Genomic DNA, 15,221 nt, shown 5'->3' on the forward strand with positions numbered 1-15,221 from the left:
ACCGATATAAACTTAGTCTTAATAAACTATCACCAAATGAATACTACAGATACATAAAAACCGGAGAATATCCAAAGAAGATGCTGGTCTAAAAAATGGGTGTAAATTTCAAATACTGTCCTTGACATGGGTAGTAGTTTATTTTAAATTGCAGGTGGCTGAGCTATTGAAAAAGAGCTATATGCCCAAAACAGCAGCTCGCTCTCATAACATTGGGAGCCGAGGGAATAAATCCTTATACGTTCTAGAAGTATCAACATCTACTGTTCCTAGCACTACGCATTCTTGAATGTCGCCACTTCTGTTGTTTTTGATTTCGGTGCGCGAGGCACCTTAAATTATCTCCCTGCAGTTCTTGAATTCGGAGGCCGAAGCACTTTAAAGTAGCCACTCCTACTGTTCTCGGATTCAGAGCCTGAGGCATTAAAACCCAGCCACACCGTAGGTGCTTGCCATTGACGGGTTCTGAGGAAAACGCTACAATGTTGAATCCGACGGTGCGTGAAAATCTACTGTTCCCATCATCCTCACCGTCGGCAGAGCCTACAGGGCGTTTTTCTCAGACTCAGTCAATGGTGGCGGACGCTGCCAATTACTTACCAATCAATTACCAATTTCTTAAGCCTATACATAGAAAACAGGGACGGTTCTAATGACTTATAAAAACAAGTCATTAGAACCGTCCAATCACTTACGCATATACAAATAAAGAGGATTACTGTGCGCCCAAACATGTTGCGCAGTAATCCTCCCGTTAATCTACAACGATATTCTTTTATAGCATTATCATTGCCTTAAACTCCTATGAGCAATACTGCAACATCATTAACGTTTGTCCCGGTGGGGCCTGTTATAACAAGACCATCTACGAGCTTTAATGCATTATATGAATCATTATTGGCAAGAACATCAGATATTGTTATTTCTTTTGTCAAAAGAGCTTCTTTTGTGTTTCCATCCACAATGCCGCCTGCGGCGTCTGTTGGCCCGTCTGTTCCGTCACTTCCAACAGAAAATGCACATACATTCTTAAGGCCGCCTATGCCTTCTGCACAAGCCAGGGCAAGCTCCTGATTTCTGCCGCCAAGGCCTTTTCCTGTAAGTTTTACTACTGTCTCACCGCCCATGATATAGGCAAGCTTTTTTCCATCTCCTGAGTGTTCTCTTGCAATGGCAGAAATAAACTGCCCTGCTGCCTTTGCTTCACAGTCAAGACATGCAGTCAGGACAATAGGTTCATATCCAAGTTCCTTGGCCTTTATGGAAGCTGAAGCACAAAGCTGCTTAACACTTCCTGTAACTATAGTTGTAACATTAGACAGCTCTTTTGGTGTCTCCTCAGTTAAAAGAGCTTTCACATCTCCTGTCACTTTAAGGCTATATTTATTTATGATTCCAATTGCATCCTCAGTCGTTGCTGAGTCAGGGTACGCCGGCCCTGATGCGATCATATCAAGAGGATCGCCGATTATATCTGAAAGAATAATCGAAAAGACTGTTGCCGGCTCACACATTTTTGCAAAACGGCCGCCCTTAACATTTGAGAGTCTCTTTCTTATAGTGTTTATCTCTGTGATACTTGCTCCTGATGAGAGAAGCTGCTTATTGATATCCTGAAGTTCAGAAAGAGACACCTTGGGATCTTCAAACAGCGCTGAACCGCCACCTGAAACAAGGAAAATAACAAAATCATCTTTTGAAAGACCTGATACAAGCTTTTCTGCTTCTTTTGTTGAAGCTACAGAGTTTTCATCAAGAACAGGGTGTCCTGCCTCAAAGCATCTGATTCCGGCTATCTGTTCCTTAACATGATCATATTTTGTAATACAGACTCCGTCTATTATTTTATCGCCAAGTTCATCTTTTGCAGCCTTGGTCATCTGCCAGGCAGCTTTACCTATTGCGACGAGATATATTTTCCCATAACACGCAGGTAACTTCTTAAGAGCTTTTTTTACCGCATTATCGGGTAGTGCACTCGCGATTGAAGCATCGATTATTTCTTTTGCATCTTCTCTTATACCCATGTTTTACCCCCATTGATACTTATGTAGCATGTTTTATTCATCCTCATCTTCTTTAGAACTTTCTCCAAGCAAGTGCTCCAAAGCTGTATCCTTTGCATATGTCAGATGAGTTTTATTTATCCTGTCTGCGCCTTTATAATCACCACTTATTAGTTTATCAATTATATCTGAGTGCTCTTTTTGAGACTCATCAAAACGTTCTCTTGTAGATAAAGAGAATATTCTAAATAGCATATTCATATTTCTGACTTTTCTGTAAAGCTCCATCAGAATACTGTTATCACAGCACTCAATGATAAATCTGTGAAATTTGGAATCAACTTCAATATACATGTCAAGATCATCATCTTTATGATACTTTTTGAAATCCTTTTTATAATCCGTAAGCTTCTTTTGCTGCTCTTTTGTAAGCTCTTTTGGAAGGTTCAATATAGCGTAGGACTCTAAAAGTTCTCTGATCTCATATATCTCAATTATCTCTTTTTGTGTAAACTCTCTTACAAATGTCCCCTTATTTGGAATTTCTTTTACAAGCCCATCTGCAGATAATTGCTTTAAGGCCTCGCGAACAGGGCTCCTGCTAACTCCAAGTTCCTTGGAAAGCTCCACTTCCTGAAGCCAGAACCCCGGTGCATACTCCCCTGAGACAATAGCTTTTTTAATAATAGAATATACCTGATGACTTATTGTATTTACCTGCAGTTTTTTTGTTGGCATGCGTTTTTCCCCATATAATACGATTTCTGATAAAAAAACTTATCATCAGAATTATACCAAATTTCGAGCTGTTAAAAGAAATAATCCGGTCCAAAAGTCTGTATATTTGGACCGGATCTTTCGCATATAGTCTTAATGAATGAACAAGCTAAGAATGATTATAAGAATCGATCCAAAGATCGGTATTGCTATTGTTGATACTGTCCACGTCTTAAGTGATGTCTTAATATCCATTCCTGAGAAGTTGGTTACTACATGGAAGTAAGAGTCATTAAGGAAGGAAGGCATCATAGCTGTAAGGCAGACTGCCAAAGCTGCAAGATATGGATTGATTCCAAGTGTAGCCATCATAGGTGCTACGATTGCTGAACCTGTGATCATAGCAACTGTTCCTGAGCCCTGTGGGAATCTCATGATCGTTCCAATGAGGAGTGGAACAAGGATTGCCGGAATACCCATAGCTACAATTCCGTTAGCCATTATCTGAGCTGCACCTGTTGCTTTAACAACAGCACCTAAAGCACCACCGGCTGCTGTGATAAATACTATAGGGCCAGCGTCCTTACAAGCTTCTCCCATCATAGCAATTACAGTCTTGTTATCAAGGTCTTTTGCCAGTCCAAATGCACCAATGCAGAGAGAGATGAAAAGGGCGATGATTGGTGTTCCAAGGAACTGTACGATCTGTCCGACCATTGTGGCCTTAAGTGCTGTCTGTCCTACCAATGTATTTAAAAGAATAAGTACTACAGGTAAAAGAAGAATTGTAAATGAAATAAATGCTCCAGGGAGCTTTTCTGTTGAAAGAAGCTCTGCAAAATCTGCATTTTCAAGATCTTTTCCTGCATTTAACTTAGCTTCGATCCTGTCGAGAACCTTAAGCTGATCTTCTGTATATTTTGATCTGTCAATCTCAGATGGAACAACAAATTTATCCTTGTACTTTTCACCGAACCAGCGGAATAAGAATACTGATACGATGAAAAGAGGAATTGAGAAAAGAAGTCCTGCAATAATGAAAAGACCAAGATCGATGTTTATGCCATTCTGCTGGAATGTGCTGATAACAGCAAGTGGTCCAGGTGTCGGAGGAACCATGAAATGAGTAATGTAAAGGCCCATTCCAAGGATACCACCAAGCCATACCATTGATTTCTTGGTAAGTCTTGAGAACTCTTTTGCAAGAGAAGAAAGAATTACGAATCCGCTGTCACAAAATACAGGGATAGAAACAACAAATCCTGTAAGTCCAAGAACAACGTCTGCATTTTTTACACCTACAAGTTTTAATATTGTAAGTGCCATTCTCTTGGCTGCTCCACTCTTTTCCATAAAGATACCCATTATTGTACCAAAGCCAATAACGATACCAATAGATGTCATGGTGCTTCCAAAACCGCCAGTTACAGTACTTACTGCAACTGATAAAAGATTGCCACCTTCATTTCCTGTTCCAACAAGAAGTGCGTTTCCTGAAAGGATTGCAATAAAGATAGCAGACACGATCATCGCCGGGAAGGGATGAAGACGTGTGCAGATGATGAGAACCATCATCACAACAATACCGATAAGCATTGCTAATACTGGATTCATAAAAGAAACCCCCTTTCACTTTTTGTGAATTTTATATAACAGGTCCGAGACAGTGAATGTCTATTGCGCTGAAATACTGAATCGCCTCATTTTTTGTCATCTCTCCGTTCAGTACCCGCAATAATTTATCAAAGGCCTCTTCCCCTACCTGTTCTATAGTTTTTTCTCCCGTTATGATAAGACCGGCATTGAGGTCCATATCGTCCTTCATATTTTCATAAGTATTTGGATTGCCACAGATCTTTATTACAGGCATGCTAGGGAACCCCTGTGGTGCTCCGCGTCCTGTTGAAAAGCACATGAACTGAGCACCCGTTGCAGCCATGCCGGTAAGGATTTCTGGTTCTCTTCCAGGTGTATTTTTTATCCAAAGTCCTTTCTGATCAGTGATGTGCTCCGGATACTCCAAAACACCCTGAATTGGTCTTGTGCCGCTCTTCACAATAGCTCCAAGACTCTTTTCCTCTATACTTGAAAGACCTCCAGCAATATTCCCCGGTGTAGGCTGTCCCCTTCTCATATCACAGCCTATACTCTTTGCTCTGTCCTCCATTTCAGTAACAATCTGGTATATTTTGTCTGCCACTTGTTTGTTGACAGCTCTTTTAGCTAAAAGATGTTCTCCACCAAGGAACTCTGTAGTCTCGCCAAAGACTACTGTTGCCCCAAGGTCAACAAGCTTATCAGCTACATATCCGATAACACAGTTTGATGCCATTCCGCTGGTGGTATCAGAAGCGCCGCATTTAATTGCCATTACTATTTCTGATACGTCAGCCTTCTCCCTTTGCTGACCTGAGATCTCTATTACAAGTCTTCTTGCTATGTCAGTACCCTCTCGTATAGCCTTTGAAACTCCGCCAAGGGCCTGAATGTGAATTATTTCTGTTGGCTTACCTGTGGCTGAAAGCTCCTCATACATTCTTGCATGATCTGTTCCCTCACAACCAAGGCTTACAATCAGCACTGCTCCGACGTTGGGGCTTTTTCCCAAACTGATAAGTGTATCTGTAACCCTGTCAAGGTCAGGTGGAAGCTGACAGCATCCCTGATGATGCATGTAGGTAACAGTTCCCTGAACTTCCCTGCAGATGGCATTTGCTACATCATTTGCGCAGGTTACAGATGGGATAACAGCCACATAATTTCTAGAGCCAACTGAGCCATCTTTTCTTCGATAACCATTCCAAGTTGTCATGACTTATCCCCCTTTTTCTCAAGATCTCCTCTTCCCCTCATGCTATCAAGGTTGTGAACGTGTACATACTCGCCAAACTTTATATCATGAGTGGCTACTCCAATTTCCTCGCCGTACTTTGTTATCTGCTCGCCTTTCTTTATATCTTTTACGGCAATCTTATGGCCATAAGGAACATTTCCAATTACTTTTACATTTGTCTTTTGGCCCTTTTTATCTCTGATCTCAACTTCTGTCCCATCAGTTATATTTTCTGCAAAAATGGTGGCGACGTTATCGAGGTCATTTACTTTAAGAGCGATTTTTACTTCCCCCATACTCCCTCCTTCTCAATTTTCAGGTGCAACAGCAAGTACACTTACCCCGTCAGGGATCACAACTACACTGGCATCTTTTCCTTTTATTCCATAAGCTATCTCAAGTGCTTCATCAGGAGTTTTTGCTGGTATCATGTTGCACTTTTTAACAGTCTCAGGATCAAGATATGTTGTAACAAGGATCATCTTGTGTTTATGAAGGATCCTTGCATAGATCTGAGGGCACCACTGCTCAGGGATCGTATCCTTAGCAGGAATCTTTGATAGATAAGCATCGATTTCCTCCGGTGTTCCCATCTGGATCAGCTTTTCAAAATGTGTTCCACCCATGCCATCAGCGCAGCTGCAGCACATTATGATCACGCCGTCTTCTCCGGCACAGGCTTCCGCTGTGGCAACTGCCTTAGGGCTCTGATACAGATTCTGATCAAGCGGATATCCTCCATTACTTGTAACAACTATATCTCCGGTAATACTAGGGCACTGTGACCACTCTCTTATAAACTTAACTCCCTGTGCATGTGCGGCCTCAAGGTCACCGGCCCAGGCAGCAATAACTTTTTTCTCAGCGTTAAGTGCAACATTTAAGATAAACTGCACGTTCACTCTTCTTGCGGCACACAACATATCCTCATGTATAGGATTATGCTCAAGTACCCCGGTTTTTGCATACTTACTGGCTATTGCCTGATAGGAATGATTCATGTTTACAGTTTCCTGTGAACAGATTCCTGGCAAAATACTCTTTCTGCCACCGGAAAATCCGGCAAAGAAATGAGGCTCAATAAAGCCTTCACAGATAAGAAGGTCACACTCTGTAGCAAGCTTATTAACATGGAATTCCGCGCCTGATGGAAGTGTTCCCATATCAGCAAAGTCAGCCGGCTCAAATGCATTATTGATGGCGATCTTCTCGTTATCTACTATCTCATCGCCAAACATTCTGCGCTGTTCTTCCTCAGTGGTTGCCCTGTGAAGACCTGTGGCAATAAGTATCGTGATATCAGCATCAGGGCTTCCCTTTCTGATCTCTGCAAGCTCTAATGGAAGTGTTATTTTACTAGGCACAGCTCTCGTGTGGTCACTTGTTACCAGAACAACTTTCTTTTTACCTTTGGCAAGTTCGCAAAGTGGCGCCACTCCGATCGGATGCTCTAAAGCTTCTTTTACAAGCTCTACCTCTGTTTTTTCAGTTTTAAATTCGTGCATTTTTGCTGTGATAACAGCTTTAAGATTCTCCTCCTCCACATGAATGTCCATAGTGGACGTGTAGTAAGGAATAGAAATTGTTTTTTTCATACCCCGCCTCCAATAAGATGTATCATGTATACATCATACATTCATTGTAGACTTGTGTATCTGATATTACAATGTGGTTTTATCTATTTTTCGACCAAAAAAGTGACAAAAAAAATGGTTTGTAAATGGTGATTATTTCCATTTACAAACCATTGCCTGTTGTTCTATTCAGTTTCCATCAAATCTCAGCTGCTCTCTTTAAAGCATCATCTATATGAGGAAGGAAGTTTTCTCTTCCGACAAGTTCTACGAAACCATCTTTTTCCATAGTGTTCATAGGCTGCTCATTAACATGTGAAAAGACAAGCTGGACATTGTTTTTCTTACATCTGTCGTATAGCTGCTCAAGTGAATGCATAGCTGTTGCATCGATAGCAGGTACACCACGCATACGGATAACAAGTGCTCTTGTGAAATCCTTGAAGCTGATCTCTGCAATCTGTTCAGCATCACCAAAGAACATAGGTCCTGAGATTTCATATACTCTTACGTGCTTTGGAATATCCTTAAGCTCCGGTCCATCAGGATCATCTTCAGGATCAAAATACTTCCATCCGCGAACTCTTGACTCTTCGCTCATTCTCTTCATGAAAAGAACACAAGCTGCAACCATACCAACTTCAATAGCTACAACAAGATCAAATACTACAGTAAGAACAAATGTTGTTACAAGAACTATGATATCGCTCTTTGGAGCTGTTTTGCACAGATGAGCAAAGGTCTTGTACTGGCACATATTGTAAGCAACCATGAAAAGAATTGATGCAATGGTTGGCATAGGAATAAGTGCAGCAAGTGGCATGAGAATAACAAGTACCAAAACAAGGCAGATTGCGTGAACCATACCTGCAATAGGAGTTCTTCCACCGTTTTTAATGTTAGCAGCTGTTCTGGCAATAGCGCCTGTCGCAGGTATACCACCAAATAAAGCTGAACCAATGTTACCAACACCCTGAGCAACAAGTTCCATATTGGATCTGTGCTTAGAATCGATCATGCTGTCTGCAACAACACATGACAAAAGAGATTCTATTGCAGCGAGGATTGCTATTGTGAATCCATCTCCTGCTACAGACTGAATTGTCTTAAAGCTAAATTCCGGTATATGAGGAGTAGGAAGTTTCCCACTTATCTCATAAAGATCACCGATTGTATTAACATGAAGTCCACCAAACTTAACAATAAGGATACCAACGATAACTGCTATAAGAGATCCGGGGATCTTCTGATTAACCTTAGGCCATACGATCTGGATAGCAAGGCAAAGAAGTCCTACAAGAAGTGCCTGACAATTAAAGGTTCCAATATTTTTTACGATTGCTTCCACCTTATCAACAGTCTCAACAGTAGCTGTTCCAGCAGGATATGTAAGTCCCAAAAAGTCTTTTACCTGACCTATTGCAATTGTTACTGCAATACCTGCTGTAAATCCAGTTGTAATTGTATAAGGAATAAATTTGATAAGGGAGCCAAGCTTAAATACTCCCATCAGAACAAGTAAAATACCAGCAAAAATAGTTGCAAGAGCAAGACCATCCATTCCCTTTGTTGCTACGATACCGGCTACGATAGTAGCAAATGCAGCTGTCGGTCCTGCGATCTGAACTCTGCTGCCGCCAAGGAATGAAATAATAAATCCGGCAACGATCGCTGTGTACAGACCTTCCTGTGGTCCAACACCTGAAGCAAGAGCAAGTGCAATTGAAAGGGGAAGTGCTATGATAGCAACAATGATTCCCGCAACAAGATCAGTTGCAAACTGCTTGCCATTGTAGCCCTTAAGGGCCGTAAATAACATGGGTTTTAATTTTTCGTTTTCCATAATCTCCTCACCTGAATAAATAAACTAAAAATCACCAAGAAATATAATACAACAACTAAAACAATAAGCAAGAAAAAAAACGCGGAAGATGCATTATTTTTCCCGCATCTTCCGCGCTTATTTTTTTACATATTTATATCAATCCATTATTCTGCTACTGTGCAATACATGAAATACTTGTATCCAAGTGGGCTTGAGAAGAAGCCGTTTACCTTGTCAGAGATCATGTAAAGATCTGTGTAGTAGTAGATTGGGCAGATGCAACCTGTTGACATAAGAAGGTCTTCTGCTCTGTGCATAAGTGCATAACGAGTGTTAGCATCTGTGCACTTCTTGATGTCAGCGATAACTACATCATATGTCTCAGCCCAAGTTCCGTTCTCAACCTTTGTGTCATATCCAAGGTCTGTAAGATCGATTGAGTATGCAGCAACCTTAGCGTTGTCGCCCTTACCGAACTGAACATCGTTGTTACCTGAAGCTGTTGTCCACATATCAAGGAATGAAATAGGATCGTTGTAATCACCAAGCCAACCGTTACGAGCGATTGAATAGTTACCAGCTTTACGTGTATCAAGGAATGTAGCCCACTCCTGGTTCTCAAGGTTAAGTGTGATACCTACACCAGCAAATGTTGACTGAATAGCTTCACCGATTGCCTTGTGTCCCTCTGATGTGTTGTAGAGGTATGTAAGTGTTGGGAAGTCTGTGAACTGCTGTGTAGACTCATCAAATGTGTAGTACTTCTTAAGTGTTTCAAGTGCTGAAGTCCAGTTTGCTTCGTAAGCTGCATCTGTTACATCGTAGTAACCTGTGAAGCTTGAATCTGGTCCGGCATTCTCATAGAACTGAGATCCATCAGCATCTGTAAGACCCATAGCAACGAATGAAGAAGCAGGAACCTGTCCACCCTGTGCTATATCGTTTACAATGTAGTTTCTGTCGATGAGAAGTGCAAGTGCATTACGAACTTCATTCTCAGCATTTGCTTTTTCAGCACCTGTAAGAGTACTTGTTGAAGGAAGAATCTCTTCATTGATGTTCCAGCATACATAGTATGTTCCAAGCTGACCTGCTGTTACAAACTGTGTAGGATAGTTCTCTTTAAGAGAAGCGATCTCGTTTGTAGGAACATCATCGATGAACTCCCAGTCACCATTCTCAAAGTTAGCGAGCTGGTTGTTAGCATCATCTGAAAGATAGAAGTTAATCTCGTTCATTGTTACGTTAGCAGCATCTACAAAGTTCTCATTCTTTGTAAGAGTGATAACTGAGTTGTGCTCCCATGATGTCATTGTGTAAGCACCATTGTTTACATATGTAGAAGGATCTGTAGCCCATGACTCGTTAGCAACAACATCCTCACGAACAGGCATATATGTTGGGAATGCAAGAAGCTCATTCCAATATGCGATTTGGTTAGCAAGTGTAACTTCAAGAGTCTTATCATCGATAGCTTTTACATTAAGCTTTTCTTCTCCTGTTGCGCCGTCAGCCCAAATATCAGCATATCCGTCAACAACTTCGAACATGTAGCCGTAGTCTGCTGCAAGAGCCTGGCTTGCTGCACGGTTCCATGCAAATACGAAATCACCAGCTGTTACAGGCTGTCCATCTGACCATGTAAGACCATCACGAAGTGTGTAAGTATAAGTAACTGTTCCATCCTCATTCTCAACACCATCTACAAGTGCTTCTGCACAGTCTGGCTGAAGCTCAAGGTTTCCGTTTGCATCAAGTCCCCACTTAGCAAGACCTGAGAAAAGGTGGTTGATCATTGTTGCACCATCAACTGCAGAGTTAAGTGCTGGATCAAGTGTTGCAGGTTCAGAAGCAAGACAAACATTTATTACACCCTTGTTTGTTCCTGCATCAGCTGCTGGAGCAGCTTCTGTTGAAGCATTAGCATCAGAAGCTGTTGTTTCTGTGCTCTGTGGCTGCTGAGTATCTGTGCTCTGTGGAGCTGTCTCTGATGATGCACCACAAGCTGCAAGGCTCAGTACCATTGATGAAGCAAGTAATACTGATAATAACTTCTTTTTCATAATTATCCTCCTTGTAAGATAATAAGTTTTTTTATAAAAAATGCTGGATCGCATCTTCTATCTTTTAATGAAAAACTACATTATTTTGTTATTTTGCAACATCTTCAATATGATGGCAGGCTACAAAATGTCCTGATGAAACCTCTTTAAACTCAGGCATGCTCATTGCGCAGTCTTCCTTTGCATATGGACATCTTGTTCTGAATGGACATCCCGAAGGAGCATTCAGAGGGCTTGGAATATCGCCAGAAAGAACAATTCTCTTATTGGCCCTAGCTATCTTTGGATCCGGTACAGGTACCGATGAAAGAAGGGACTTGCTGTATGGATGCAGCGGATTGTTATAAATTTCCTCAGCATCAGCAAGTTCTACCATTTTTCCAAGGTACATAACCGCAATTCTGTCACTGATATGTCTTACAACCAAAAGGTCATGAGCAATGAAAAGATATGTAAGTCCCAATTTGTCCTGAAGCTCATCAAACATGTTTATGACCTGAGCCTGAATAGAAACATCAAGGGCTGAAACCGGCTCATCGCACACGATAAATTCCGGATTTACAGCAAGGGATCTTGCGATACCGATACGCTGACGCTGTCCGCCTGAAAACTCGTGGGCATATCTTGATGCGTGCTCAGAGTTAAGTCCTACATAGCTCATAAGCTCAAGGATACGCTCTCTTCTCTCTTCCTTGGTCTTGTAAAGGCCGTGGATATCAAGAGGCTCTCCGATAATGTCGGACACTGTCATTCTAGGATTAAGTGATGAATAAGGATCCTGGAAAACCATTGTGGCTTTCTTTCTAAACTCTTTTATGTCATCCTTAGTCTTGATCTGCTTTCCGTCATACCAGATTTCTCCGGCTGTTGGCTTATAGAGGTTCAAGATCGTACGTCCTACTGTCGTCTTTCCACATCCTGATTCTCCTACAAGTCCAAGTGTCTCACCTTTTTTTATGGTAAAAGAGACATCATCTACTGCCTTGAGAGGCTTAGTCTTAAAGAATCCTACATTTACATTGAAATATTCTTTAAGATGTTTTATTTCTACAAGATTCTTTTTATTTGATACTTCACTCATCAGTTAACCCTGCCTTCCATCTGCTTCTTAACGTTCATCCAGCAACCGGCAGCATGATCATCATTGATCTGCATGCGCTCTGCTCTTTCGCGCAAACATATCTTCATAGCCGCATCGCATCTGGGTGCAAATGGGCATCCCTTAGGCATATTGAGAAGGTCAATAGGAGTACCTGCAATAGGTTCAAGTTTCTTGCCCTCTTTGCCCTCTGTAGGGATTGAACGAAGAAGTCCTTTTGTATACTCGTGGCATGGATTATAGAAGATCTCATCCGCTGTACCCTGCTCACATATTGAACCGGCATACATAACAATTACTTCATCACACATCTGAGCTACTACCCCAAGGTCATGTGTGATCATTATGATTGCCATTCCAAGTTCCTTCTGAAGTGACTTCATAAGATCAAGGATCTGAGCCTGGATCGTAACGTCCAAAGCTGTTGTAGGCTCATCCGCAATAAGAATATCCGGCTCGCAGGCAAGCGCCATAGCTATCATTACACGCTGTCTCATACCGCCTGAAAACTCATATGGATACTGATTCATTCTCTTTTCAGGCTCATTTACATTAACGAGTCTGAGCATTTCTATTGCACGCTCTTTTGCCTGCTCTTTATTTCTGTCTGTATGAAGGAGAATTGCCTCCATCAGCTGATGTCCGATTGTATAAGTAGGATTGAGTGATGTCATTGGATCCTGGAAAATGATCGACACCTTATTTCCGCGTACAGTCTTCATGACTTTTTCACCGGATCCTACAAGCTCCTGTCCATCAAGTTTGATCGAACCGGAAACTATTTTTCCTGTTCCTGCAAGTATCTGCATGATTGAATATGCAGTAACTGATTTACCGGAACCAGACTCTCCTACAATTCCCAGGACCTTTCCTCTGTCCAGGTTAAAAGATATTCCATTAACTGCCTTTACCTCTCCGGCGTCTGTGAAGAATGAGGTATGAAGGTCTCTTACTTCAAGTAATCTCATCAATTTATACTCCCGATTATTTATTGTATTTCTGATCTTAGGTTCAACAGAACCTCGTCAGGTGATTACTTTTCCAACTTTGGATCAAATGCATCACGAAGGCCATCACCAAAAAGGTTAAGTGAAAGAACTATAAGTGAAATAACAAGTGCAGGTATTACAAGTCTGTATGGATATGATGAAATACCGTTAAGTGCATCTGAAGCCAGAGAACCAAGTGAAGGCATAGGTGCATTTACACCAAGTCCAAGGAATGAGAGATAACTCTCAGTGAAAATAGCACTTGGAATCTGAAGAGCTGTTGAAATAATGATTACTGAGAAGCAGTTAGGAATAAGGTGCTTTAAGATGATCCATTTTCCTCTTGCTCCTGCAGCCTGTGATGCAAGAACATATTCCTGCTCACGAAGTGAAAGGATCTGACCTCTTATGAGTCTTGCCATTGAAACCCAGTAAAGAACACCAAACACTATAAACAAACTGATGATGTTTGAACCGATCTTGGCAAGCACCGTTCCATCCAGGGCGCCTTCCATAACTACCTTAAGTACTGATGAAAGAAGGATGACCATGAGCATATCAGGAAGAGAATAGATGATATCAACTATTCTCATGATTATCAGGTCGACCTTTCCTCCTGCGTATCCGGCAACTGAGCCAATCGTCATACCAATGATAAGAACGATAATGCTGGCAAAAAATCCAACTGCTAAAGAAATTCTTGTTCCGTAAACAACACGGATGAAGTAATCTCTTCCCTGAGAGTCAGTTCCAAAGATATGAGGAATAACTGTCTCTCCTGCTTCCATTCTTCTGATCTCTGATCTTCCGTACTCAAAAGGTCTAAGATCATTGAAGGAATTATCTACCGGCTTACCCGGTGTCATACCAAGCATCTGATCATATGAGTATGGCCAGAACATTGGGATGAAAATAGCTGCCAGTGTAATGATCACTATTATAAAGAAGCAAACTGTTGCAACTTTATTCTTTAAAAGTCTCTTAACGCTATCCTTAAAGAATGTTGATGAAGGACGCATCTGAACCATGTATTCTTTTTCTTCTTCTGTAGCAGGAATGAAATCGTCCATGTTAACCTGCGCACTAAGCTTTGAAATGTCCATCTGGAAAATCTCCTAACAATTTATTGAAATAATGCTTTTATTCTAATGTAATCCTCGGATCTACAACCTTGTACATGATATCTCCCACAAGGTTCATGATTACGATAAGTGTCGCAAGAACGATCGTTGTTCCCATAACCAGTGGATAATCACGACCTGTAATACTGTTTACAAATGCTCTTCCAATCCCGGGAACTGCAAAGATCTGCTCAACTACAAGTGAACCTGTAACGATTCCTGCAAGCATAGGTCCAAAGTATGTGATTACAGGAATAAGAGAATTCTTAAGGGCATGTCCGAAAATTATCTTCATTCCTGAAACACCTTTTGCCTTGGCTGTTCTGATGTAGTCCTGACCAAGAACCTCAAGCATCGATGACCTTGTAAGCCTTGTGATATAAGCCATTGGATAAAGGGAAAGTGTTACGACCGGAAGAACAAGTCCATTTTGTGAAGCACCGTTTGCCGGGAACACTTTAAGCTTTATTGCAAAAAGAATAAGAAGAAGTGAACCCATGATAAATGATGGCATAGACACAAATGCTGTCGTAATTATCATTATTATCCTGTCAATCAGCTTGTTTCTTCTAAGAGCTGCAACAGATCCAAGGATCACGCCGCAGATAAGAGCTATAATAGCTGCTATAATACCAAGCTTGGCTGATGTCTTCATACCGTCAAAGATAATGTCATTAACGTTACGACCTCTCTGTTTTAATGATGGGCCAAAATCAAACTTTGTAACGATATCTTTCAAATACGTAAGATACTGGACTCCAAGCGGCTTATCCAGGCCATATTTGGCCTCCATCGCTGCCTTTACCGATTCGGTAACAGCTTTCTCACCTGTGAATGGTCCGCCTGGAACTGCATGCATTACGAAAAACGTAACTGTGATAACTACCCAGACTGTAACAATTGCAAGGATGACTCTCTTAACAATGTACATTAGTGTCTTTGTGTTCATTCTAAATTTCCACCTACCTGTTTTATTTGTTTATCTAGTTGCCAT

12 protein-coding genes are annotated in these 15,221 nt (G+C 41.3%); all 12 read right to left on the minus strand.

What is annotated here, in order from left to right; genetic code table 11:
- Positions 1 to 794: 794 nt before the first annotated feature.
- Positions 795 to 2,027: a glycerate kinase type-2 family protein gene (locus G585_RS0107740; protein ID WP_022774147.1), complete on the minus strand. Its 1,233-nt coding sequence runs from the start codon at positions 2,025 to 2,027 to the stop codon at positions 795 to 797.
- A gap of 33 nt (positions 2,028 to 2,060) precedes the next feature.
- Complete coding sequence (locus G585_RS0107745) at positions 2,061 to 2,744, minus strand: GntR family transcriptional regulator (protein ID WP_022774148.1); 684 nt, start codon at positions 2,742 to 2,744, stop codon at positions 2,061 to 2,063.
- Positions 2,745 to 2,876: 132 nt separating this feature from the next.
- Positions 2,877 to 4,337: a GntP family permease gene (locus tag G585_RS0107750; RefSeq protein ID WP_022774149.1), complete on the minus strand. Its 1,461-nt coding sequence runs from the start codon at positions 4,335 to 4,337 to the stop codon at positions 2,877 to 2,879.
- Between the two features lie 31 nt (positions 4,338 to 4,368).
- Positions 4,369 to 5,535, minus strand: coding sequence for a UxaA family hydrolase (locus tag G585_RS0107755; protein ID WP_022774151.1), 1,167 nt, complete (start codon positions 5,533 to 5,535; stop codon positions 4,369 to 4,371).
- Positions 5,532 to 5,852, minus strand: a complete 321-nt coding sequence (locus tag G585_RS0107760; RefSeq protein ID WP_022774152.1) for a UxaA family hydrolase — start codon at positions 5,850 to 5,852, stop codon at positions 5,532 to 5,534. Before G585_RS0107760 ends, G585_RS0107755 begins: the two co-directional genes overlap by 4 nt.
- Positions 5,853 to 5,864: 12 nt before the next feature.
- Positions 5,865 to 7,151 (minus strand): nickel-dependent lactate racemase, encoded by a 1,287-nt coding sequence (gene larA / locus G585_RS0107765; RefSeq protein WP_022774153.1) that lies wholly within the window; start codon positions 7,149 to 7,151, stop codon positions 5,865 to 5,867.
- Between the two features lie 178 nt (positions 7,152 to 7,329).
- Positions 7,330 to 8,973: a SulP family inorganic anion transporter gene (locus G585_RS0107770; RefSeq protein WP_022774154.1), complete on the minus strand. Its 1,644-nt coding sequence runs from the start codon at positions 8,971 to 8,973 to the stop codon at positions 7,330 to 7,332.
- 146 nt (positions 8,974 to 9,119) lie between these two features.
- Positions 9,120 to 11,018 carry a peptide ABC transporter substrate-binding protein gene (locus G585_RS0107775; RefSeq protein WP_022774156.1) on the minus strand — a complete coding sequence of 633 codons (1,899 nt, stop codon included), beginning with the start codon at positions 11,016 to 11,018 and terminating at the stop codon, positions 9,120 to 9,122.
- Between the two features lie 88 nt (positions 11,019 to 11,106).
- Complete coding sequence (locus tag G585_RS0107780) at positions 11,107 to 12,099, minus strand: ABC transporter ATP-binding protein (RefSeq protein WP_022774157.1); 993 nt, start codon at positions 12,097 to 12,099, stop codon at positions 11,107 to 11,109.
- Complete coding sequence (locus G585_RS0107785; RefSeq protein WP_022774158.1) at positions 12,099 to 13,085, minus strand: ABC transporter ATP-binding protein; 987 nt, start codon at positions 13,083 to 13,085, stop codon at positions 12,099 to 12,101. The genes G585_RS0107780 and G585_RS0107785 overlap by 1 nt, the downstream gene beginning before the upstream one ends.
- Positions 13,086 to 13,150: 65 nt before the next feature.
- Complete coding sequence (locus G585_RS0107790; protein ID WP_022774159.1) at positions 13,151 to 14,209, minus strand: ABC transporter permease; 1,059 nt, start codon at positions 14,207 to 14,209, stop codon at positions 13,151 to 13,153.
- A gap of 37 nt (positions 14,210 to 14,246) precedes the next feature.
- On the minus strand, positions 14,247 to 15,176 hold the full coding sequence (locus tag G585_RS0107795) for an ABC transporter permease (protein WP_022774161.1): 930 nt from the start codon (positions 15,174 to 15,176) through the stop codon (positions 14,247 to 14,249).
- Between the last annotated feature and the right edge of the window lie 45 nt (positions 15,177 to 15,221).

Source organism: Butyrivibrio sp. AE2015, from assembly GCF_000420825.1.
Lineage (GTDB): Bacteria > Bacillota > Clostridia > Lachnospirales > Lachnospiraceae > Butyrivibrio.

What these genes read in the sequence shown, in the direction of transcription:
- G585_RS0107740 (WP_022774147.1), bottom strand. Translation starts at nt 2,027, where the DNA reads ATGGGTATAAGAGAAGATGCAAAAGAAATAATCGATGCTTCAATCGCG.
- G585_RS0107745 (WP_022774148.1), bottom strand. Translation starts at nt 2,744, where the DNA reads ATGCCAACAAAAAAACTGCAGGTAAATACAATAAGTCATCAGGTATAT.
- G585_RS0107750 (WP_022774149.1), bottom strand. Translation starts at nt 4,337, where the DNA reads ATGAATCCAGTATTAGCAATGCTTATCGGTATTGTTGTGATGATGGTT.
- G585_RS0107755 (WP_022774151.1), bottom strand. Translation starts at nt 5,535, where the DNA reads ATGACAACTTGGAATGGTTATCGAAGAAAAGATGGCTCAGTTGGCTCT.
- G585_RS0107760 (WP_022774152.1), bottom strand. Translation starts at nt 5,852, where the DNA reads ATGGGGGAAGTAAAAATCGCTCTTAAAGTAAATGACCTCGATAACGTC.
- larA (WP_022774153.1), bottom strand. Translation starts at nt 7,151, where the DNA reads ATGAAAAAAACAATTTCTATTCCTTACTACACGTCCACTATGGACATT.
- G585_RS0107770 (WP_022774154.1), bottom strand. Translation starts at nt 8,973, where the DNA reads ATGGAAAACGAAAAATTAAAACCCATGTTATTTACGGCCCTTAAGGGC.
- G585_RS0107775 (WP_022774156.1), bottom strand. Translation starts at nt 11,018, where the DNA reads ATGAAAAAGAAGTTATTATCAGTATTACTTGCTTCATCAATGGTACTG.
- G585_RS0107780 (WP_022774157.1), bottom strand. Translation starts at nt 12,099, where the DNA reads ATGAGTGAAGTATCAAATAAAAAGAATCTTGTAGAAATAAAACATCTT.
- G585_RS0107785 (WP_022774158.1), bottom strand. Translation starts at nt 13,085, where the DNA reads ATGAGATTACTTGAAGTAAGAGACCTTCATACCTCATTCTTCACAGAC.
- G585_RS0107790 (WP_022774159.1), bottom strand. Translation starts at nt 14,209, where the DNA reads ATGGACATTTCAAAGCTTAGTGCGCAGGTTAACATGGACGATTTCATT.
- G585_RS0107795 (WP_022774161.1), bottom strand. Translation starts at nt 15,176, where the DNA reads ATGAACACAAAGACACTAATGTACATTGTTAAGAGAGTCATCCTTGCA.